Raw genomic sequence first — 19,878 nt, forward strand, 5'->3', positions numbered from 1 at the left:
CTTTACTGCACCAGATAAGGTTTTCGATATGGCCGGACCCGGTCCGTAAAGCTGTCGTCCGGTGGGAAATCGCCCATCAGATAAGGGTGCATGCCCTGGTTCTTCAGGTTTTGCAGGAACTGGCCAAATCCGGACAGATCCACCATTTTTGGCGCTTCGGTCAGGTGGCTGGTTTGGGTGGTTCCGGTATCCTCGACCGCGGTCTGTAAAGGCTCGACCGGAGATTCAACGAATTCTGCCAGTGTCCACCTGCGAACCCGCGCCTTGGTCCAGACAGAAGACAGGATTTCCAATTGCTTGGTTTCGATCTGCTGCAGCCGCGCGGCCTCGGCGCGGATATCGGCAAAGTTCAGGTTTGATTTAAACAGCGGGATTGCCCAGGCCCCGGTTATGACGGAAATCAGCGCATTCTTGTCCCGAGCCAAGAGCCAGTTGATCTCTTGCGTGTCAGCGGGGCCGAACTGAAAACACTGTTTTTCGCCGCGTGTGTTCCAGATCAGGTTCGAAAGGAAAGCCGTTGGGTTGTAGTCCCGCAGCCTTGCGCAGTCGCTGAGGCCGCCGTTGACGATTGTTTCTCCGCCGGCGAATTCAGCGCGCTTCGGGTCAAACAGATGCCCGTGGACACGCGCGCCAGTGATGTTGCTCAACCAGGGTTCAAAATCTTCGAACACTTCGGTAAAGCCCTGAAAAACTGAATACGGAGAGGACGTCAGCCCGTTTTCGTTGCCGTGCCGTGGAAACCGGCTTTGCATGTACAACCCGTCCCGCCCACGTGTGCGCCGTTCGACTGCTTTGGAAAACACCCGGTCAATTTTGCTCGGGTTGGGCTCTGTGGGTTTCATGGCTCCGGCCTGATCGGTCAGAAAGGCCTGATACAGGCGATCCGCGTCGGGCCAGGCTTTGCGGGCAACAAAACAGTCGGATCTGCGCAGCAGCTGCAGGTGATCGTCATAGAAAATATGCGGACGACCCTGATAGTCGAATTTGGACAGGGTCAGAGACCGACTTTCGATATGGGTCGAATACAGGCGCGCCAGCGTCTGGAAGTAACTTTCGTCGGGAATCCAGACGCGCCGGAAATACCGGTCATAGGTCTCGCGTTTTGGATCCTGCAATATGGCTGACAGGGTTTGGCGGGTAAGGCACCACCACTGACTACCCATATGCGGCACCAACCCTTCGGGTATGTGGCGTCGAATGCGCAATGCGCGCTGCAGTTTCACATAGGCATCGAACAGTTTGCGGTTCTTGCGCCACGAGAACGGAAATCTCAGGGTAAAGCGTTCCTGATCCAAGCCCCCCATAGTCCAGCTTACATCAGAGGTTGTGGCGCTTTCGATGAAATCCACGCGCGGCCGGTCCGAGAGGTAATTGACCAGTTCATCCACTGGTCGCAACGGAAGACAGGAGCCCGAAGTCAGGAAAACATGGCGGACATCGGGGAATGTCTCAAGCATCAGCGTGGCGGCAGATTGCGAGGCGGCAACGATGCCCCACCCACCCCAGTTGCAGACATGACGGTCAGAAAACCGGATCAGCGGGTCATTCGCACAGGCGTCAACGAATTCCGCATAGACCTTGTTTGGCACCTTGCGATCCACATGGATCACCACCGGGCACCCCGAAGAGGTCCAGTGTCGGGCCACTTGCCCGGCCCGGTTCAGCGCGGTGTGAACCAGCATAATGATGCCTAGGTCGCTCATGCCCAGTTTCCTTTCGACATGAGGCCCAGAATCTCAAGCTGTCGCCAGTTGATGTAGGCTTCGGATTTGTCGCACCAGAACTCGGGCATGTCTGCCAGATGTTCGGCATAGGCGCGATATTCGTCAGAGCTGCGGTAATGCTGGCCGCGCTCCATCTCTTCCTGGGCCTTCTCGCCCAATGTGCTGATAAGTTTGGCGTGCAACAACGCACCGCTTGTTTTTTCGCCACCCCATTCATCAAACACCTGGTTCAATCCGCGTGGAAGCAGCGCATGGGTCGAGCTGACATAGACATAGCGCTTGTCCCATTTCACCAATGGTATCTTGTTTAGCGCAGGCGCTTTTTTCGGCGTGTCCTTAAAGAACACACGCGCGCGGGGTCCGCCTTGAATCCAGAGATTCCCGTAGGTCGGGTTCTTTGTGATCGTATAATTGCCTGCATCAAACCATTTGGCGATTTCGAACGGGTTTTGTCCCTCAGAATAGATGGCGTCTTCGACTGGTCCTTCGGGATACATGTCGATCAGCATTGCACTGAAGCTGCGCACGGCGCAGCCGTCCAGCCAGTCGGTCAGGGCACGGATCGGCCGGGTATCGCAGAATGGATAGATGAAGAATTCGTCCGGATCGACGGTCAGAACCCAGTGGCGGTGTGCATATTTGCGCAGCAGGTAGTTTGTCCAGTCCACCCCAAACGACGCACGCTTATAGCTTGCATCGGCTCGCCAGACCGAGACGTCGGATTGACCCGCCAGATATTCAAGTGACCCGTCATTGCTGGCGTTATCAACGAACAGAAAATGGTTTATGCCCAGCTGCCGGTAGTAGGCCAGAAAATATGGCAGGCGGATTTTCTCATTCCGTATGACGCTGACCAGCAGGACGTCTTTCCGTTTTATCGAATTTGTATTTACGGAAACGGGAATAAGGTCGCGCCGCTTTCGAAGACAGCGCAGGATACGGCGCTTGCGCCGCAATCTCATTCGGTATGAATCCAATAGGCCCACGCGACTGCCCAACCTTTGTTATTTACGCGAGCGTGCCCGGAGGCTGTACAAGCCAGAGTGGTACCGGACAATTGCCGTTTTATGCCATTTTTCCATCTTTCGAAGCAACGACTTTAAAAACCGTTAGTTCGAGTTGTGACTTTACCAGTCAATTATTCCCATCAGGCCCAGCTGCTGCAAAGATTCCCAACCAGTGTATCGCTTGGAATCAGGCGTCCACATGACAGGGTGTTCCATGATGCCGTCATAGTAGTCTGCAAACTGTTCAGGATCGTGAAAGTGTTGCCGGCGCTCTTTCTCGATCTTTGATTTTTCCACAACTTCGGGCAGGAATTTTGTGTGTAACAAGACACCAGATGACGCTGTGTCGCCGGGCCCTCCGTAACTGGCGTTCAAGTAGCGTGGCAATGCGGAATGGCACGAATTCACATAGGCGTAGCGCCGCGACCACCGGACCAGTGGGATTTTGTTCAGCGTCGGAGATCGGCGCGGGGTGTCGGCAAAAAACATGCGCTCGCGCGCGCCGCCCTGTACCCAAAGGTTGCCCAGCGGGCTTTGCCTTTGTGCCCGGTAGGGGGCGGCATCAAACCACCTCACCACGTCGGTCGGGTCGGTTTCAGGATCGTAGCCTTGTTCCCCCAGCGGGCCATTGGGATAAAGATCCAGCATCAGCGCGCCGAATGCCACACGTCCCTGATCATCCAGCCATTTCGTCAGGTCGGGTAGGGGCCGGGTGCCATGATCGGGGTAGATCAGCAACTCATCCGCGTCGACCATCAGGGTCCAGTGGTCGTGCCCATAGCGCATTTGCAGCCAGGTCAGCCAATCCAGCCCATAGCGCGACATGCGATAGCTGTCCCGGGTCTGCCACAGTGACACGTCCGGCTGTTCCTTGAGAAAGGGCACCGAGCCATCGTCACTGTCATTGTCGACGATCAGAAAGTGATCAACCCCCAATGCACGATAATGGCGCAGGAACCAGGGCAGGCGGGTGATTTCATTGCGCAGTGTGGTGAACGCCAGAATGCCACCGGCTTTGATGTTCGCCGTGCGGTCGTTCAGGCAAGACAATTGATGGCGGCTGCGAAAGGACCGCCACAACAACCGCTGTCGTTTTAGCCGCAACTTGTACATTTGCACCCATGAGATGGGCGGAAGCGTATCTTCCCCTGTACCAGTCACAATAAGCTCATTTTTCGTAATGGCCGTTCTGATGCCAGCGCCATGCATCGGCAATCATTGTCTCTAACGTTGATCTTTCCGGGGACCAGCCAAGCTCGTTACCCGCACGAACAGAACCGGATACCAGCTTGGTGCAATCGCCCGCTCGACGCGGTCCGATCGCGAAAGGCACGTCGCGGTTGGTGACGGCCTTGGAATGGCTGATCACATCCATCACCGAAAACCCCGACCCGGTGCCAAGGTTGAACACGCGGCTGCCCTTGTCTTGCTCCAGCCAGTTCAGCCCCAAGACATGGGCGTCGACCAGATCGCAAACGTGTACATAATCGCGGATGCAGGTGCCGTCTGGTGTGTCGTAGTCCGTCCCGAATACCGTCAATCCGTCGCGCTTGCCGTCGATGGCATCCAGCATCAGAGGCACAAGGTGGGTTTCCGGGCGGTGGAACTCACCCACCTCGCCATCAGGGTCGGCACCGGCCACGTTGAAATACCGGAAGATCACATGGTTCAGCCCGTGCGCGGTCTCGAAATCGCGCAGGATATCTTCGATGGCACGTTTTGAGGCGCCGTATGCGTTCAGCGGCAGTTGCGGCGTGTCTTCGTCCAGCACCACATTGTCATGCTCGCCATAGGTGGCGCAGGTGGACGAGAATACAAAGTTCTCACATCCGGCGGCCACCGTGGCTTCGATCAAATTCAGCGAACCGGTCACGTTGTTGGACCAGTATTTGCCAGGCTCGGACATGGCCTCACCCACTTGGCTGAGGGCGGCAAAATGCATCACGGCCAAGGGTTCGTATTTGGCGAAGACCTCATCCAGCCGGGCACGATCCAACAGATCGCCTTGTTCGAACGGCCCGAATTTTACCGCTTCCTGCCAACCAGTTGCCAGGTTGTCGAAAGTGACCGGTATGTAACCGGCCCGAGACAGCGCTTTGCATGCATGAGATCCAATGTACCCGGCGCCACCGGTGACAAGAATGTTTTTCATAATTCGTTCCGAATTGTAGTACCGCGCTCAGTTAGACGATGTCTTGGACGAAATTTCAGGGGAAAAAGGTTCAATCCAACCCCATCGCGGCCATCATCTCTTCGAGTTTCGGCACATCCTGCGGATTGTTCAACTCCCAGAACTGACGCCCCTTGGCCTCGACCTCGACGCACAGAACCTTTCGACCGTTTTCCATAAACCGCAGCTGTTCCAACCCTTCCAGCTGTTCCAACGGTCCGACAGGCCAGGCGGGATAGGCGGCAAGGGCATCCGGTCGATACGCGTAGACGCCGACATGGTGGAACACCGGGGTCGGCTTGTCGCCAGAAAACGTTTCTGCGGTAAAAGGCACGACCTCTTTCGAGAAATACATCGCGCTGTGGTCGGCTGCGAACACAGCGGTTGTGCCTCCAACGCGCCCGTGTTTGCGATCGTTCAGCAGGCTGTTCAGAGCGTCGCCGTCACAGCGGAGTACCGGTGTGGCGACGCCGGCCTCGGGCGCGGCACGCAGACCGGCAATCAGGTCTTCTACAAACCAATGAGGCGTCAGCGGCGCATCCCCTTGCAGGTTCACTACGATCTCGTAGCCCGCACCCAGCGCAGCGTGGGCTTCGGCGCAGCGTTCCGTGCCATTGCCACAGGCCTCGGATGTCATCACCACTTCTGCCCCGAACCCTTCGGCCACGTCGCGAATGCGGTCGTCATCGGTGGCGACAACCACTTTGTCCACACCCGATACGGAACAGGCGGCGCGCCAGGATCGTTCTATCAGGGTCATCGCATTGCCATTCGCCCCGGTCAGCGGAACCAGCGGCTTTCCTGGGTAACGGGTCGAGGCATAGCGTGCAGGGATCGCAATCAGAACAGACATCAGGCCTCCTTCAGGTCAACGCCCGGAGCGTAGGCGATAAAGAACGGGTTTGCATAGTCGTCCTTGCCATAGGTCAGCGGCGTGTGGTCATCGAACCGAACAACCTTGCCACCGGCACCGGCCAAAACGGCGTGACCAGCGGCTGTATCCCACTCCATCGTGCGCCCGACGCGGGGATAAAGGTCCGCCTCGCCAGTGGCGACCAGACAGAATTTCAGCGACGAGCCCGCGCTTTTGCTGTCTTTGACCTGATATTTGTTGATGTAATCCTCGGTCGCCTGATCGCGGTGAGATTTTGAGGCGACGATCAAAAGTGCCGAATTGTTTGGTTCAGACACCGAAATCGGGGTTACGTCACCGGCCTGTGCCTTGTTAAGCGCGCCGGTTTCTTCAACCGATTGACCGTCTGCTTGCGTGTAGAACAAGCGCCCCTTGGCCGGTGCATACACAACGCCCCGAGTTGGCACTCCGTTTTCGACCAATGCGATGTTCACCGTGAAATCACCGCGCCGGTTGATGAATTCCTTGGTGCCGTCCAGCGGATCGACGATCAGGAATGTGTCGCCTTTTTCGGAATGTGATGCGGCCTGTTCTTCGGTCACCAGCAGAATATCCGGGAACGCGGCGCGCAAGCCTGCCGATATCAGGGCATCGGCTGCCTCGTCCGCTTCGGTCACGGGGCTGGCGTCGGATTTGACTTTGACGTCGAAATCATCCGACTCGTAGATCTGCATGATCGTGTCCCCGGCTTCCAGCGCCAGACGTCTGATTACGGGAATAAGGGCGTCGTAGGTCACAAAAATGCTCCGTTGCTGTAGTTTGTTGATCGAAATCCTTGTGGGTCTTATGCTGTGCCGGTTACGGAACGGCAAGAATTTCGTGGCAGTTTGCAGGTAATTCAGCGGGAAAGAGTGCACTGAGTGTTTTATTTTAAGCGGAATCAGACGCTTCTGGGCGGCGCTTTCACGACTTCCGAGCTTATCTTCCATGCGGTGGCGCATGGAATACGGTCCAAACACTCGAATGCTGTGATCGCGATCATTGTGAATATCTTGCAAATTCTCGCACTTGTGACCGTGTTTTACCTGATCATGTCGATGCTGGGCGCGCGGGTCGCCAAGATCAGGGGTAACATTATCCTATTTCTGTTGTCAGGTGTCTTTCTGTTCCTGACCCATATCAAAGCCGTCTCGTCCGTCTCTGGCGTGGCAACAGGAAACAACCCGATGATGCTGCACTCTCCGATGAACATGATGGTTGCGCTGTTGGCAACCGCATTTGGGTCGCTTTACACGCAGTTGGTCTCGATCCTTGTGATCCTTTTCATCTACACTGTCGCAGTTGAGCCATTGGAGATCCAAGAACCGGGTGGCGCGTTCTATATGTTGATATTGGCCTGGTTTACCGGATGCGCGGTGGGCGTCGTGTTTATGGCAATCTCGCCATGGCTTCCCACCACCACGGGAATTCTCAGTACAATCTATCGACGCCTGAACATGATTTTTTCTGGCAAAATGGTTGTAGGGAACGCGCTGGGTGGCTTCATGCTGAGCTTCTTTGCCTGGAACCCGTTGTTTCACATAATCGACCAGTGCCGCGGCTTTGTCTTTCGCAATTACTTTCCGCGAAACACCAGTTGGGAATATGCGATTTGGGTTGGAATGGCCTTGTTGATGATTGGGTTGCTGGGTATCTTTTTCACCCGTCAGCATGTGTCGGCCAGTTGGGGCGCGCGCCGCTAGTTTGCCACCCGTAAGGTCAGGTTGATCCGTCCACCTTTGGGCAACAGTTTGGATGAACCGAAACGGATGCGGTCTACCCCGTGATAGGTCAGGCGGGCGGGGCCGCCCATGACTACGACGTCGCCGGAGTTCAGCCAGATCGACTCGGTCTTGCCGCCCCGGGTTTCGTTTCCGATGCGAAAAAGGGCATCGTCGCCCAGCGAAATGGACAGGACAGGCCATGAAAAATCTGCCTCGTCCTTGTCTTGATGCAGCCCCATACGCGCACCTTCGCCGTAATAGTTGATCAGACAGCAATCCGGATCGCGTTGGGTGCTGGCAAGCTTGCGCCATATGCTCAGTATCGTATCGGGAATGTCAGGCCACACCGTTCCTTTAGGGTGTTGCGCCTGATATCGGTAACCCCCTTTGTCGGTGACCCAGCCAAGCGCCCCGGCCGAGGTCATACGCACCGACATTTCCTTGCCCGAAGGCGTAACCGGCCGGAACAGCGGCGCAGATTTCAGAATCGGGCGCAACGCCTCAATCAGTTGCGTTTGTGCCGCAACGTCCAGATAGGTTTTTCTGATGTCAAATCCGCGCAAAAGCAGCCGCGCCATTGAAGATTCCCCAATCCTTGCCAAAACCTTGCCAAAAAGGCCGCAGATTCCCGAAAACCTGCCTTTTACACCGCTTGCAGGCCTCTGATCTCGCCCTTATATACGCCGGGACGCGCGATGGTGTAGTGCTGTTGCGCAAACCAGATCGGGGCCGGATGCCATAACGGGTCCGGACCTCGAGACATCGCCTTGAAGAGAAAGGGATTGAACATATGGGAAAAGTAATCGGTATTGACCTCGGGACCACCAACTCGTGTGTGGCCATCATGGACGGCTCTCAGCCGAAGGTCATCGAAAACGCAGAAGGGGCGCGGACCACGCCTTCGATCGTCGCCTTCACCGAAGATGAGCGTCTGGTCGGTCAGCCTGCAAAACGTCAGGCGGTCACCAACCCCGACAACACGATCTTTGGCGTCAAGCGTCTGATCGGTCGTCGTGTGGATGATGCAGAAGTCCAGAAGGACAAGAAAATGGTGCCGTACGCCATCGTGGATGGCGGCAACGGTGACGCGTGGGTGGAAGCCCGCGGTGAAAAATACTCCCCAAGCCAGATTTCGGCCTTCACTCTGGGCAAGATGAAGGAAACTGCCGAGAGCTATCTGGGTGAAGAAGTCACGCAGGCGGTCATCACCGTTCCGGCATATTTCAACGACGCACAGCGTCAGGCCACAAAAGACGCCGGCAAAATCGCCGGTCTGGAAGTGCTGCGGATCATCAACGAACCGACAGCGGCCGCGCTGGCCTATGGTCTGGACAAGGAAGAAACACAAACCATCGCGGTTTATGACCTTGGTGGTGGTACGTTCGACGTGACCATTCTGGAAATCGACGACGGGCTGTTCGAGGTCAAATCGACCAATGGTGACACCTTCCTGGGTGGTGAAGACTTTGACATGCGCATCGTCAACTACCTGGCGGACGAGTTCAAAAAGGAACACGGTGTCGACCTGTCGCAAGACAAGATGGCCCTTCAGCGCCTGAAAGAAGCTGCTGAAAAAGCCAAGATCGAGCTGTCCTCGACCTCGCAGACCGAAATTAACCAGCCGTTCATCTCGATGGGCGCTAATGGTCAGCCGCTGCACATGGTCATGAAACTGACCCGTGCCAAGCTGGAATCGCTGGTTGGCGACCTGATCAAGAAGTCGATGAAACCCTGTCAGGCCGCATTGAAAGACGCCGGTTTGTCGGCGGGCGACATTGACGAGGTTGTTCTGGTCGGTGGTATGACCCGCATGCCGAAGGTGATCGAAGAGGTCACCAAATTCTTCGGTAAAGAGCCGCACAAAGGTGTGAACCCGGACGAAGTTGTTGCAATGGGTGCCGCCATTCAGGCCGGTGTTCTGCAAGGCGACGTCAAAGATGTGGTTCTGCTGGACGTAACCCCGCTTTCGCTGGGGATTGAGACGCTGGGTGGCGTGTTCACCCGTCTGATCGACCGCAACACCACGATCCCGACCAAAAAGTCTCAGGTCTTCTCGACTGCCGAGGACAACCAGAACGCTGTGACCATCCGCTGCTTCCAGGGGGAACGCGAAATGGCTGCGGACAACAAGATCCTGGGTCAGTTCAATCTTGAAGATATTCCGCCCGCACCGCGTGGCATGCCTCAGATCGAGGTGACTTTTGACATCGACGCCAACGGCATTGTCTCGGTTTCGGCCAAAGACAAAGGCACCGGCAAAGAGCAGAAGATCACCATCCAGGCATCGGGCGGTCTGTCCGACGAGGATATCGACAAGATGGTCAAGGACGCCGAAGAGAACGCGGAAGCCGACAAGGAACGCCGCGAACTGGTCGATGCCAAGAACCAGGCCGAAAGCCTCATCCATTCGACCGAAAAGTCTATGGAAGAGCATGCCGACAAGGTCGACCCGACCACCATCGAAGCCATCGAGCTGGCGATTGCCGCGCTGAAGGACGAGCTGGAAACTGAGAACGCCGACAAGATCAAGTCCGGCATTCAGAACGTGACCGAAGCGGCCATGAAGCTGGGCGAAGCCATCTACAAGGCGCAGTCCGAGGAAGCCGAGGATGAGCCTGCGGCAGCTGATGAAGCTCCGGCTGGTGATGACGACATCGTCGATGCCGAGTTCGAAGATCTGGACAACGACAAGCGTAACTAACGGGTAACCGGGCCAATTCGGGCCGGTCCGGTTGCCGGGCCGGCCCGATTACGTTGAGGCAGAAGGAAATACTGATGTCCAAACGCGACTATTACGAAGTGCTCGGCGTGTCCAAGGGCGCTTCGGCGGATGAGATCAAGAAAGGCTTTCGCAAGAAGGCCAAAGAACTGCATCCAGATCGCAATAAGGACAATCCCGACGCCGAAGCGCAGTTCAAAGAGGCGAATGAGGCCTATGATGTCCTGCGCGACGGCGACAAAAAAGCGGCTTACGACCGCTTTGGTCACGCCGCTTTCGAAAATGGAATGGGCGGCGGTGGCCGACCCGGCGGCGGATTTGGCGGGCAAGGCGACTTCTCCAGCGCATTCTCGGATGTGTTCGATGACTTGTTCGGCGACTTCATGGGCGGTCAGCGCGGTGCAACTAGCGGTGGCCGGCGTGCCGCGCGCGGCTCGGACCTGCGCTATAACCTGAGGGTGACGTTGGAAGAGGCGTTCTCGGGGCTGCAAAAGACGATTAGTGTACCTGCCGCCGTGGCCTGTTCGGCCTGTGACGGATCAGGTGCGGAAGGTGGGGTGGAGCCCACGACCTGCCCGACCTGTTCCGGTATGGGAAAAGTTCGGGCGCAGCAGGGTTTTTTCACAGTCGAACGGTCCTGCCCGACCTGTTCGGGTCTGGGTCAGATCATCAAGAATCCTTGTAAATCCTGCGGAGGCGCCGGGCGCGTTGAAAAAGAGCGTGCTCTGTCGGTCAACATTCCGGCCGGTGTCGAAACCGGCACCCGCATTCGTCTTGCCGGTGAAGGTGAGGCCGGGATGCGCGGTGGCCCTCCGGGCGACCTGTATATTTTTGTCGAAGTTTCGGACCACAAGCTGTTCGAGCGCGACAGCGTAAACCTGTATTGCCGCGTTCCGGTCAGCATGGGGAAAGCCGCGCTGGGTGGTTCGATCGAAGTGCCCACAATCGACGGTGGCCGTGGCCGTGTACAAATCCCGGCGGGCAGCCAGTCAGGCCGTCAGATGCGATTGCGCGGTAAGGGCATGCCCGCCCTTCGCGGCGGTGGAATTGGCGATATGTTCATTGAACTGGCGGTGGAAACCCCGGTCAATTTGACCAGCCGCCAGAAAGAGCTGCTTCGCGAGTTTGACGATCTGGGCGAAGACAACCACCCGGAATCAAAAAGCTTCTTCTCATCCGTCAAATCTTTCTGGGACGGCATGAAGGGCTGAACCAGCACTTCGTAAACTTCTGTCGCAAGCCGGCCCATCGAGGCCGGCTTTTGCATTTTATAAGTCCAGTTTGACCGTGATCTGCCCCAAAATTGGCCCTTGATTCCCCCGCCATCCCCTGAGAGTGTCGCCCCAACCGTTGGGGTGCCCTGCTTGGGGGCTGAGAGGCGTGAACGCGCTAACCCATCGAACCTGATCCGGGCAATACCGGCGTAGGGAACGGTCTTATAGTGCTTAGACGTTTTCCATGCCCGTTGCCCATTTTGAACCGGAGCAACGACATGGCACCAATTGCCTTAACAATCGCAGGATCTGACAGCGGTGGCGGGGCCGGAATTCAGGCAGACCTCAAGGCCATGTCCGCGCTTGGCGTCTACGGTGCCAGCGTAGTTACCGCAGTGACGGCGCAGAATACTCGTGCAGTTACGGCCGTGCATGGCATCCCTCTGGACGTCATTGCAGCCCAGATCGAGGCTGTTCTAACCGACCTGGATGTTGGTGCGATCAAGATCGGAATGCTGGCGACCCCTCAGATCATCCAATGTGTCGCAGACAGTATCGCGGATTTTGACGGGCCGGTGGTTCTGGATCCGGTCATGATCGCGAAATCCGGCGATGCATTGCTGGCAGAAGAGGCGATCCAAACGCTACGCGACGTATTGTTGCCGCGCGCGACCGTGTTGACGCCAAACCTGCCAGAAGCGGCCCGTTTGCTGGGCGCTGAACCAGCGGACAGCTTCGAGCAGATGATTACACAAGGGCGCGAGTTATGCGCATTGGGTGCGGGTGCGGTCCTGATGAAGGGCGGTCATGGGAAAGGCGACATCTGCCACGACGTACTGGTCTCAGATTTTGGCGTGATGGACCAATTTCAAGCGCCGCGCCGACAGACAAGCAACACCCACGGAACGGGATGCACGCTGTCCTCATCCATAGCGGCCGGATTGGCCAAGGATCTTTCGCTGCCCCAGGCCGTGGCGCAAGCACATGACTATCTGCAGGGCGCCATCGCTCAGGCTGATGCTCTAAAAATCGGACAAGGTCACGGGCCTGTTCATCACTTCCATCAGGTTTGGTCCGCGTGACCGTCTGTTCGATCATAGGGGCAGGCGTGGTCGGGTTGGCCGTTGCTTCCGAACTTGTCGCGCGCGGGGCCAAGGTTCAGGTGTTTGATCCCGGTGGTGCACCGGGGCCGCATGGCTGTTCCTGGTGGGCGGGCGGAATGTTGGCACCTTGGTGCGAGTATGAAAACGCCGAGGAACCTGTCCTGCGTCTGGGGCAATTGGCAATCGACTGGTGGGCCAAGCGCACTCAGGTCCACAGGCGCGGCACATTGGTTGTTGCTAACCCACGAGACCTGCCGGATCTGCGTCGTTTCGCCCGCAGAACGGAGGGGTTTTCTGAAGTTGATGACAGAGAAATAATTTTATTAGAGCCTGATCTGCATGGTTTCAAAAAGGGTCTCTACTTTGCTGCGGAAGCCCATTTGGATCCGCGTCAGGCCTTACTGGATCTGTCGCACCAGCTTCAGGATCACGGTGTTGAATTCCATCATGCGCGCGCTCCGACGGGATTGGACAACGCCATTGATTGCAGAGGTCTGCACGCGCGCGAATATCTGCAGGACTTGCGCGGCGTGAAGGGTGAGATGCTGGTGATACGGTGCCCAGACGTGACACTGACCCGGCCTATACGCCTGCTTCATCCACGCGTGCCGCTGTATATCGTTCCACGCGGCGACGGCGTCTACATGCTGGGCGCGACAATGATCGAATCCGAGGATAGCAGCCGAATTACCGCACGCTCGATGCTTGAGTTGCTGAGCGCAGCCTACGCCCTGAACCCCGCCTTTGGTGAGGCTGAAGTGTTGGAAATCGGCGTCGATCTGCGCCCCGCTTTCCCCGACAACCTTCCACGTATTCGACGGCTGGGACCGACAATCTATGCCAACGGCCTCTACCGCCACGGCTACTTGCTGGCCCCTGCACTGGCCAAGGGCGTGGCTGACCTAGCGTTGGACAACAAACATTCGGAGATGGTCGATGAAGATCGTACTTAACGGCGAGATGCGCGACGTGCAGGCCGAAACTCTTTCCGGCCTTTTGCAGGAATGTGGGTTTTCGGGCCGGATGGCGACGGCTGTGAACGAGGGTTTTGTGCCCTCAAGCTTGCGCAAAGCTCGCAAAATCAAGGACGGCGATCGGATCGAAGTCGTCGCCCCGATGCAGGGGGGCTGAGCGATGAAGACCTTCTACGGCACATCACTGCCGAACCCGTTGATGCTGGGCACCGCGCAATATCCAAGCCCCGCAATCTTGGAACAGGCATTTCGGGACAGCGGGGCCGGGGTGGCCACCGTATCGTTGCGACGCGAAGCAGGCGCAGGACAAACCTTCTGGCAGATGGTCCGCGATCTGAGCGTTCTTGTCCTGCCCAACACAGCAGGTTGCCATACGGTGAAAGAGGCTGTGACCACCGCTCATATGGCGCGAGAGGTGTTTGACACCAAATGGATCAAGCTGGAACTGATCGGGCATACCGACAGCCTGCAGCCCGACGTGTTCCAATTGGTCGAGGCCGCGCGCATTCTGAGCGAAGACGGGTTCGAGGTGTTTCCGTACACCACGGACGACCTGATCGTGGGTGAGCGCCTTTTGGCGGCAGGGTGTGAAGTTCTGATGCCTTGGGGGGCCCCGATTGGTTCGGGCCGCGGTCTGAACAACGAATACGCCCTGCGCGCAATGCGCGCTGAGTTTCCCGAAATACCACTGGTGATTGACGCTGGTATCGGCCTGCCCAGCCACGCCGCACATGCGATGGAGCTTGGGTATGATGCCGTTCTGCTGAACACCGCGGTGGCACGGGCCGGCGATCCCGCCGCAATGGCCAAGGCGATGAAGCTGGCCATCGAGGCCGGGCGATTGGCCTATCAGGCCGACCCGATCGAAGCGCGCGATATGGCCGAACCCTCGACCCCTGTTATTGGAAAGGCGTTTTTGTCATGAACCTCGACCGGTTTTATCCAATCTTCGACCATTCCGACTGGTTGCGCCGGATGCTGCCCTTGGGCGTGAAACTGGTGCAGTTGCGGATCAAGGACCAAGCGGATGCGGTCGTGCGTGAACAGATCGCGGTTTCGCGGGATCTGTGCCGTGCGCATGGGGCTGTTCTGGTGGTGAATGACCATTGGCAGGTTGCCATCGACGCAGGCTGCGACTGGATTCATTTGGGACAAGAGGATCTGGATGACGCAGATCTGAAGGCGATCCGACACGCAGGGCTGAAACTGGGTGTCTCGACCCATGACGATGACGAGCTTGAGCGTGTTCTGGCCATGAGCCCCGACTATGTTGCGCTTGGGCCGGTCTACCCAACGATCCTGAAAAAGATGAAATGGAAACAACAGGGCCTGCCGCGTGTCACTGAATGGAAAGCGCGCGTGGGGGAAGTCCCTTTGGTCGGTATTGGCGGGATGAGTGTCGAGCGCGTGCCGGGTGTGTTGCAGGCCGGGGCGGACATTGTCTCAGTCGTGACAGACATCACCTTGAATGCAGACCCAGAAGCCCGCGTACGTGCGTGGATCGAGGTCACCACATGAGCCGCTACGCCCGTCAGATGATCCTGCCGGAAGTCGGCGCGCGTGGACAGGCCCGCCTGTCCGGCGCGCGGGTTCTTGTGGTGGGGGCCGGGGGGTTGGCAGCACCGGTTTTGCCTCTGCTGGCTGGTGCAGGGGTCGGACATTTGACCATCATGGATTCCGATGAAGTGGCCCTGTCGAACCTCCATCGCCAGACCTTGTTTGCTGAAGGAGACTGTGGCCGCCCCAAAGCCGAAGTCGCGGCTGAGCGTTGTCAGGCCTTAAACTCTGAAATTACGATCTCCACGAAAAATCAGGCTCTAACTAACCTAAATTCGCAACGATTTGCCTCACAAGTCGATGTCATCCTCGATTGCGCAGATAGCTATGCGGCAAGCTATACGCTGTCGGATACGTGTCGCGCGCTTGGCAAACCGCTGATAAGCGCCTCGGTCCTAGGGTTGTCGGGTTATGTCGGCGGTTTCTGCGGCGGTGCCCCATCTTTGCGGGCGGTTTTTCCCGACGCGCCGGGCAGCGGTGAAAGCTGTGCCACCTCGGGAGTGTTGGGCCCGGTCGTCGGAATGATTGGCGCAATGCAGGCGCAAATGGCGCTGAGCGTTATTCTCGGGCTGGACCCTTCGCCACTCGGGCAGATGATTCAGTTCGATGCCCGCACGATGCGAAGCAGCACGTTCGGCTTTGACGACGCGCCCGAGCCCAACCATCACTTCCCGTTTGTGTCGGTTTGCCAATTGACCACCGATGATCTGATCATCGAGTTGCGCAGCCCGGATGAGGCCCCTGAACCCATTCATCCCAAAGCGCTCCGCGGGTCTTCTGAATTGGTGAAACCAGAGCCTAACAAAAACAAAAGGCTGGCACTGTGCTGCGCCACTGGTCTGCGTGCGTGGCGTAGTGCCGAAAAATTGCAACCGGATTGGCCGGGCGAGATCGTTCTCGTCGCGGCCTCAACCTCGTGAACGAAAAGGATACGCGAGATATGAAAAAGCTGATGACAGCAATTGCTCTGCTGGCCGCCGCGCCGGCCTGGGCCGAAGACAAGATGACCGTTCTGTTGGACTGGTTCGTTAACCCCGACCACGGGCCCATCATCGTGGCGCAAGAGAACGGATACTTTGCCGACGAGGGGCTGGAGATTGAGATTGTACCACCCGCCGACCCATCGGCCCCTCCGCGTCTGGTTGCCGCCGGGCAAGCTGATCTGGCGGTATCCTACCAGCCGCAACTCCACTTGCAAATCCATGAAGGCCTGCCGCTGAAGCGCGTCGGTACCTTGGTCGCGACGCCGTTGAACTGCCTGCTGGTGCTACAGGACGGTCCGATCAAAACGCTCGCCGACCTCAAGGGCAAAAAAATCGGCTTCTCGGTCGCGGGCGTGGAAGAGGCGGTGCTGGGCGCCATGCTGAACGCCCATGATGTCGCGCTGGATGATATTGAGATGGTCAACGTCAATTTTTCGCTGTCGCCATCGCTGATGACCGGTCAGGTGGATGCGGTGATCGGGGCCTTCCGGAACTTTGAGTTGAACCAGATGGATATCGAAGGCGTCGCGGGCCGCTGTTTCTACATCGAGGAAGAAGGCGTACCGTCTTATGACGAGCTGATCTATGTCGCCAATCCCGACACGATGAATGCGGATAAGGTCGCCCGCTTCCTGGCTGCAACCGAAAAGGCGACCCAGTTCATCGTCAACAACCCGGAAAAAAGCTGGGAAATCTTCGCCGCCACCTCACCCGAATTGCAGGATGAGCTGAACGCGCGTGCCTGGGTGGATACACTGCCCCGTTTCGCGCTGCGCCCGGCGGGTTTTGATGCAGGTCGCTATGCCCGTTTCGAGGCCTTCCTCAAAGACAGCGGTATGATCGATAGCATCAATCCGGTCAGCGACATCTCAGTAGATGTGACCGTGCAATGAGCGACTATGGCAAAGCATTCGCGCTGATGCGTGAGGCGGCGCAGGGGCCGTGGCAGGATTACACCTGCCACGCTTTTGTCGAAGGGATGAAGGACGGCTCGCTGCCGCGTGCGGCGTTTCTGCATTATTTGCGGCAAGATTATGTGTTCCTGATTCATTTCTCGCGCGCCTGGGCGCTGGCAGTCGTGAAATCGGAAACACATGCGGAAATGTTGGCAGCCTCGCGTACCGTGAATGGGCTGATCAGCGAAGAGATGAAGCTGCATATCGGGATCTGCGAGGCCGAAGGCATCCCGCAGGACCAACTCTTTGCTACTCCGGAACGTGCCGAGAACCTGGCATATACGCGTTTCGTGCTTGAGGCTGGGTATAGCGGCGATCTGCTGGACCTGCTGGCGGCTTTGGTACCTTGTGTGATGGGCTATGGTGAGATTGGCACAAGACTAGCGGCTGAGGCGACGTCTGACACCTATCGCGATTGGATCGCCACCTATGCCAGCGATGACTACCAAGATGCCTGCGTGGCGGTCGGGGAATTGCTGGATTCGGCTCTAACAAGTCGTATTGGCGAGGATTTCGAAACATCCCCGCGTTGGACCCGGCTGTGCCACACCTTCCGTACCGCGACCGAGTTGGAGGTCAATTTCTGGCAAATGGGCCTGACCCCATGACCCTAGCCCCCGATCTAACCATCCGTGGTTCGGCCGCAATTGGCGACGCGTTATTGTTCGCGCCGTTGACCCTGACGCTAGCGGCCGGGCGGTGGACGTGTTTACTGGGTGGATCGGGGGTTGGCAAAACCACCATTCTGCGCCTGATTGCTAGCTTGGACACCGGCGCAGAGTTCACCGGTCAGATTACCGCCAGTGACGGGCAATCTGTGCGGGAGCGGGTAGCCTACATGGCACAGGACGATCTGCTGCTGCCTTGGGCCACCGTGGCGCAAAACGTCACGCTGGGCGCGCGGCTTCGCGGAGAAAAGCCGGACTTGACCCGTTGTGACCGACTGATCGAACGGATGCACCTGCAGGACCATATGGGCAAGAAGCCAGGCGAACTCTCTGGTGGCCAACGTCAACGCGTGGCTCTGGCCCGCACGTTGATGGAAGATCGGCCCATCGTTCTTTTGGATGAGCCGTTCTCGGCGCTGGACGCCCGCACCCGCGCGGATATGCAGGACCTTGCGGCCGAAGCGTTACAGGGCCGAACTGTTCTGCTGGTCACCCATGATCCGGGCGAGGCTGCCCGGTTAGGTCAATCCATCGTAGTCATGACGCAGAACGGCATAACGCCCTGCCAGCCCCCGCATGCGCCGGCCCCCCGCAGTGTCGATGATCTGGAAACGCTCGAGACGCAGGGCGCCTTACTGCGTCTGCTGCGTGAGGACGCGGCATGAAATTGTTATCAGCTCTTGCTGCGACTTTATTTGCATTGGCGATCTGGCAGGGGATCGTCTCCCTGACCGGTCTGCCGAAATTCATTCTTCCCGGCCCTGCTTTGGTGGCTGAGACCTGGTGGCAGAATCGCTGGGTTATCGCGGAACACACATGGGTCACCGCAGTCGAGGTTGTCATTGGTCTGGCTTGCGGTACGGTTTTGGGGGTTTTGACCGCCTTGCAACTGGCCAATTCCCGCGCCGCGCGGGTGCTGGTGCAGCCGATGCTGGTGTTTACGCAGGCGCTGCCGGTCTTTGCTTTGGCTCCTTTGCTGACCCTTTGGTTGGGTTATGGGCTGTGGTCTAAAGTCGCGATGGCGGTGTTGATCATCTATTTCCCGATCACCTCATCCCTCTTCGACGGGTTGATGCGGACCCCACCGGGATATCTTGATCTGGCACGCACCATGCAGGCCAGTTCGCGGGCGGTGTTGCGGCACATTCGCATTCCGGCAGCCTTGCCTTCGCTGGCGTCGGGCATGCGACTGGCGGCGGTCTATGCCCCGATCGGGGCAGTGATCGGCGAATGGGTCGGGTCGTCGCAGGGTCTGGGTTACCTGATGCTGCTGGCCAATGGCCGGGCAAAGACCGACCTTATGTTTGCTGCTATGCTGACTCTGGGGTTTTTTTCGATCCTGCTGCACCTGACCGTTCGACGGGCAACTGCAGGCATTGCGGGTGAGACGCGTTAACCATTCAGAAACCGATTCTGCGGCACGGTGGTCCCATGACACAGGACGCCTTTGCCGAAGCACCGATGCTGTTTGAAACCGACGAAGCCCCCGTGCAGCCGCTGCCGACGGGTCGCTTGCCGTCGTATATCAAAGATCACCGCAAACGATTGCGCGAACGGTTTATGTCTGGTGGGTCGGCGGCAATGCCGGATTACGAATTGTTGGAGCTTGCCCTGTTCCGCTCGATCCCACGGCAGGATGTCAAACCCCTGGCCCGAGCGCTGATGGATACGTTTGGCGACTTTAACCGCGTTTTGACTGCGCCCGAAGAACGGCTGCGGCAAATCAAAGGCGTAGGCGATACGGTGATCACCGACCTGAAAATCCTTGAGGCGTGTGCGCATCGGATGACCCGTGCGCGGGTCATGCAACGGCACGTCGTATCAGGCTGGGACGCATTGCTGGACTATTGTCATACGACGATGGCGCATCGCGAGACTGAGCAGTTCCGCGTGTTCTACCTAGACCGAAAGAACGTTCTGATTGCGGATGAAGAACAGGCCAAAGGCACTGTCGACCACGTTCCCGTCTATCCGCGTGAGGTAGCCAAACGCGCGCTGGAGCTGAATGCCTCGGCGCTAATCTTGGTACACAATCACCCATCGGGCGATCCGACACCGTCGCAATCGGATATCGATATGACCAACCGAATTCAGGATGCCTGCGTCGCGCTGGGCCTGACGCTGCATGACCATCTGATTATTGGCAAATCGAATGAGTTGAGCTTTCGGTCCGAGGGCTATTTGTAA

At 57.7% G+C, this 19,878-nt stretch carries 21 protein-coding genes and 1 riboswitch; of the genes, 14 read left to right on the forward strand and 7 right to left on the reverse strand.

Annotation, left to right across the window (positions count from 1 at the left end):
- Nucleotides 1-2: 2 nt before the first annotated feature.
- The 6 genes from AC2FI8_RS02945 to cysQ all read right to left on the reverse strand — a co-directional run bounded on the left by AC2FI8_RS02945 (nucleotide 3) and on the right by cysQ (nucleotide 6,551).
- Nucleotides 3-1,703: a DUF5927 domain-containing protein gene (locus tag AC2FI8_RS02945; RefSeq protein WP_496765960.1), complete on the reverse strand. Its 1,701-nt coding sequence runs from the start codon at nucleotides 1,701-1,703 to the stop codon at nucleotides 3-5.
- The gene (locus AC2FI8_RS02950) at nucleotides 1,700-2,686 is read right to left on the reverse strand and encodes a glycosyltransferase family 2 protein (RefSeq protein ID WP_496777017.1); all 987 of its coding nucleotides are present in this window, start codon (nucleotides 2,684-2,686) and stop codon (nucleotides 1,700-1,702) included. The genes AC2FI8_RS02945 and AC2FI8_RS02950 overlap by 4 nt, the downstream gene beginning before the upstream one ends.
- Before the next feature lie 165 nt (nucleotides 2,687-2,851).
- Nucleotides 2,852-3,844: a glycosyltransferase family 2 protein gene (locus tag AC2FI8_RS02955; protein WP_496726315.1), complete on the reverse strand. Its 993-nt coding sequence runs from the start codon at nucleotides 3,842-3,844 to the stop codon at nucleotides 2,852-2,854.
- A 55-nt stretch (nucleotides 3,845-3,899) separates the two neighbouring features.
- Complete coding sequence (gene galE / locus AC2FI8_RS02960; protein ID WP_496777019.1) at nucleotides 3,900-4,883, reverse strand: UDP-glucose 4-epimerase GalE; 984 nt, start codon at nucleotides 4,881-4,883, stop codon at nucleotides 3,900-3,902.
- Nucleotides 4,884-4,953: 70 nt separating this feature from the next.
- Entirely contained in the window at nucleotides 4,954-5,754 is an 801-nt protein-coding gene (locus tag AC2FI8_RS02965) for a 3-deoxy-manno-octulosonate cytidylyltransferase family protein (protein WP_170564128.1), read from the reverse strand.
- The gene (cysQ, locus tag AC2FI8_RS02970; RefSeq protein ID WP_496777021.1) at nucleotides 5,754-6,551 is read right to left on the reverse strand and encodes a 3'(2'),5'-bisphosphate nucleotidase CysQ; all 798 of its coding nucleotides are present in this window, start codon (nucleotides 6,549-6,551) and stop codon (nucleotides 5,754-5,756) included. Before cysQ ends, AC2FI8_RS02965 begins: the two co-directional genes overlap by 1 nt.
- 123 nt (nucleotides 6,552-6,674) lie before the next feature.
- Here cysQ and AC2FI8_RS02975 point away from each other — a divergent pair, with 123 nt between their 5' ends.
- Nucleotides 6,675-7,496 carry an ABC transporter permease gene (locus AC2FI8_RS02975; RefSeq protein ID WP_496777023.1) on the forward strand — a complete coding sequence of 274 codons (822 nt, stop codon included), beginning with the start codon at nucleotides 6,675-6,677 and terminating at the stop codon, nucleotides 7,494-7,496.
- Here AC2FI8_RS02975 and AC2FI8_RS02980 read toward each other — a convergent pair.
- Nucleotides 7,493-8,095 carry an alpha-ketoglutarate-dependent dioxygenase AlkB family protein gene (locus AC2FI8_RS02980; RefSeq protein ID WP_496726250.1) on the reverse strand — a complete coding sequence of 201 codons (603 nt, stop codon included), beginning with the start codon at nucleotides 8,093-8,095 and terminating at the stop codon, nucleotides 7,493-7,495. The genes AC2FI8_RS02975 and AC2FI8_RS02980 overlap by 4 nt on opposite strands.
- Nucleotides 8,096-8,307: 212 nt before the next feature.
- On the opposite strand from AC2FI8_RS02980, the gene dnaK reads away from it, so the two are divergent.
- From dnaK to radC, 13 genes are all read left to right on the forward strand, one after another.
- The gene (gene dnaK, locus AC2FI8_RS02985) at nucleotides 8,308-10,218 is read left to right on the forward strand and encodes a molecular chaperone DnaK (protein ID WP_496777026.1); all 1,911 of its coding nucleotides are present in this window, start codon (nucleotides 8,308-8,310) and stop codon (nucleotides 10,216-10,218) included.
- A gap of 74 nt (nucleotides 10,219-10,292) precedes the next feature.
- Nucleotides 10,293-11,447: a molecular chaperone DnaJ gene (gene dnaJ / locus AC2FI8_RS02990; RefSeq protein ID WP_496726248.1), complete on the forward strand. Its 1,155-nt coding sequence runs from the start codon at nucleotides 10,293-10,295 to the stop codon at nucleotides 11,445-11,447.
- 130 nt (nucleotides 11,448-11,577) lie between these two features.
- A riboswitch (TPP riboswitch) is annotated at nucleotides 11,578-11,683 on the forward strand.
- A gap of 45 nt (nucleotides 11,684-11,728) precedes the next feature.
- Nucleotides 11,729-12,532 (forward strand): bifunctional hydroxymethylpyrimidine kinase/phosphomethylpyrimidine kinase, encoded by an 804-nt coding sequence (thiD, locus tag AC2FI8_RS02995; protein ID WP_496777028.1) that lies wholly within the window; start codon nucleotides 11,729-11,731, stop codon nucleotides 12,530-12,532.
- Nucleotides 12,529-13,506 carry an FAD-dependent oxidoreductase gene (locus AC2FI8_RS03000; protein ID WP_496736651.1) on the forward strand — a complete coding sequence of 326 codons (978 nt, stop codon included), beginning with the start codon at nucleotides 12,529-12,531 and terminating at the stop codon, nucleotides 13,504-13,506. The genes thiD and AC2FI8_RS03000 overlap by 4 nt, the downstream gene beginning before the upstream one ends.
- A complete protein-coding gene (gene thiS / locus AC2FI8_RS03005) occupies nucleotides 13,490-13,684 on the forward strand; it encodes a sulfur carrier protein ThiS (RefSeq protein ID WP_496777030.1) in 195 nt (64 codons plus the stop codon). Before AC2FI8_RS03000 ends, thiS begins: the two co-directional genes overlap by 17 nt.
- Before the next feature lie 3 nt (nucleotides 13,685-13,687).
- Entirely contained in the window at nucleotides 13,688-14,452 is a 765-nt protein-coding gene (locus AC2FI8_RS03010; protein WP_282170616.1) for a thiazole synthase, read from the forward strand.
- Entirely contained in the window at nucleotides 14,449-15,045 is a 597-nt protein-coding gene (locus AC2FI8_RS03015) for a thiamine phosphate synthase (RefSeq protein ID WP_472722532.1), read from the forward strand. Before AC2FI8_RS03010 ends, AC2FI8_RS03015 begins: the two co-directional genes overlap by 4 nt.
- Entirely contained in the window at nucleotides 15,042-16,004 is a 963-nt protein-coding gene (locus tag AC2FI8_RS03020) for a HesA/MoeB/ThiF family protein (RefSeq protein WP_496777033.1), read from the forward strand. Before AC2FI8_RS03015 ends, AC2FI8_RS03020 begins: the two co-directional genes overlap by 4 nt.
- A 20-nt stretch (nucleotides 16,005-16,024) precedes the next feature.
- Nucleotides 16,025-16,960 carry an ABC transporter substrate-binding protein gene (locus AC2FI8_RS03025; protein ID WP_496726241.1) on the forward strand — a complete coding sequence of 312 codons (936 nt, stop codon included), beginning with the start codon at nucleotides 16,025-16,027 and terminating at the stop codon, nucleotides 16,958-16,960.
- Nucleotides 16,957-17,631: a thiaminase II gene (gene tenA, locus AC2FI8_RS03030; protein WP_496777035.1), complete on the forward strand. Its 675-nt coding sequence runs from the start codon at nucleotides 16,957-16,959 to the stop codon at nucleotides 17,629-17,631. The genes AC2FI8_RS03025 and tenA overlap by 4 nt, the downstream gene beginning before the upstream one ends.
- On the forward strand, nucleotides 17,628-18,356 hold the full coding sequence (locus AC2FI8_RS03035) for an ABC transporter ATP-binding protein (RefSeq protein ID WP_496777037.1): 729 nt from the start codon (nucleotides 17,628-17,630) through the stop codon (nucleotides 18,354-18,356). Before tenA ends, AC2FI8_RS03035 begins: the two co-directional genes overlap by 4 nt.
- Complete coding sequence (locus AC2FI8_RS03040; RefSeq protein WP_496777040.1) at nucleotides 18,353-19,087, forward strand: ABC transporter permease; 735 nt, start codon at nucleotides 18,353-18,355, stop codon at nucleotides 19,085-19,087. Before AC2FI8_RS03035 ends, AC2FI8_RS03040 begins: the two co-directional genes overlap by 4 nt.
- Before the next feature lie 35 nt (nucleotides 19,088-19,122).
- Nucleotides 19,123-19,878 (forward strand): RadC family protein, encoded by a 756-nt coding sequence (gene radC / locus AC2FI8_RS03045; RefSeq protein ID WP_496736660.1) that lies wholly within the window; start codon nucleotides 19,123-19,125, stop codon nucleotides 19,876-19,878.

Source organism: Ruegeria sp. CDSB029 (assembly GCF_059611125.1).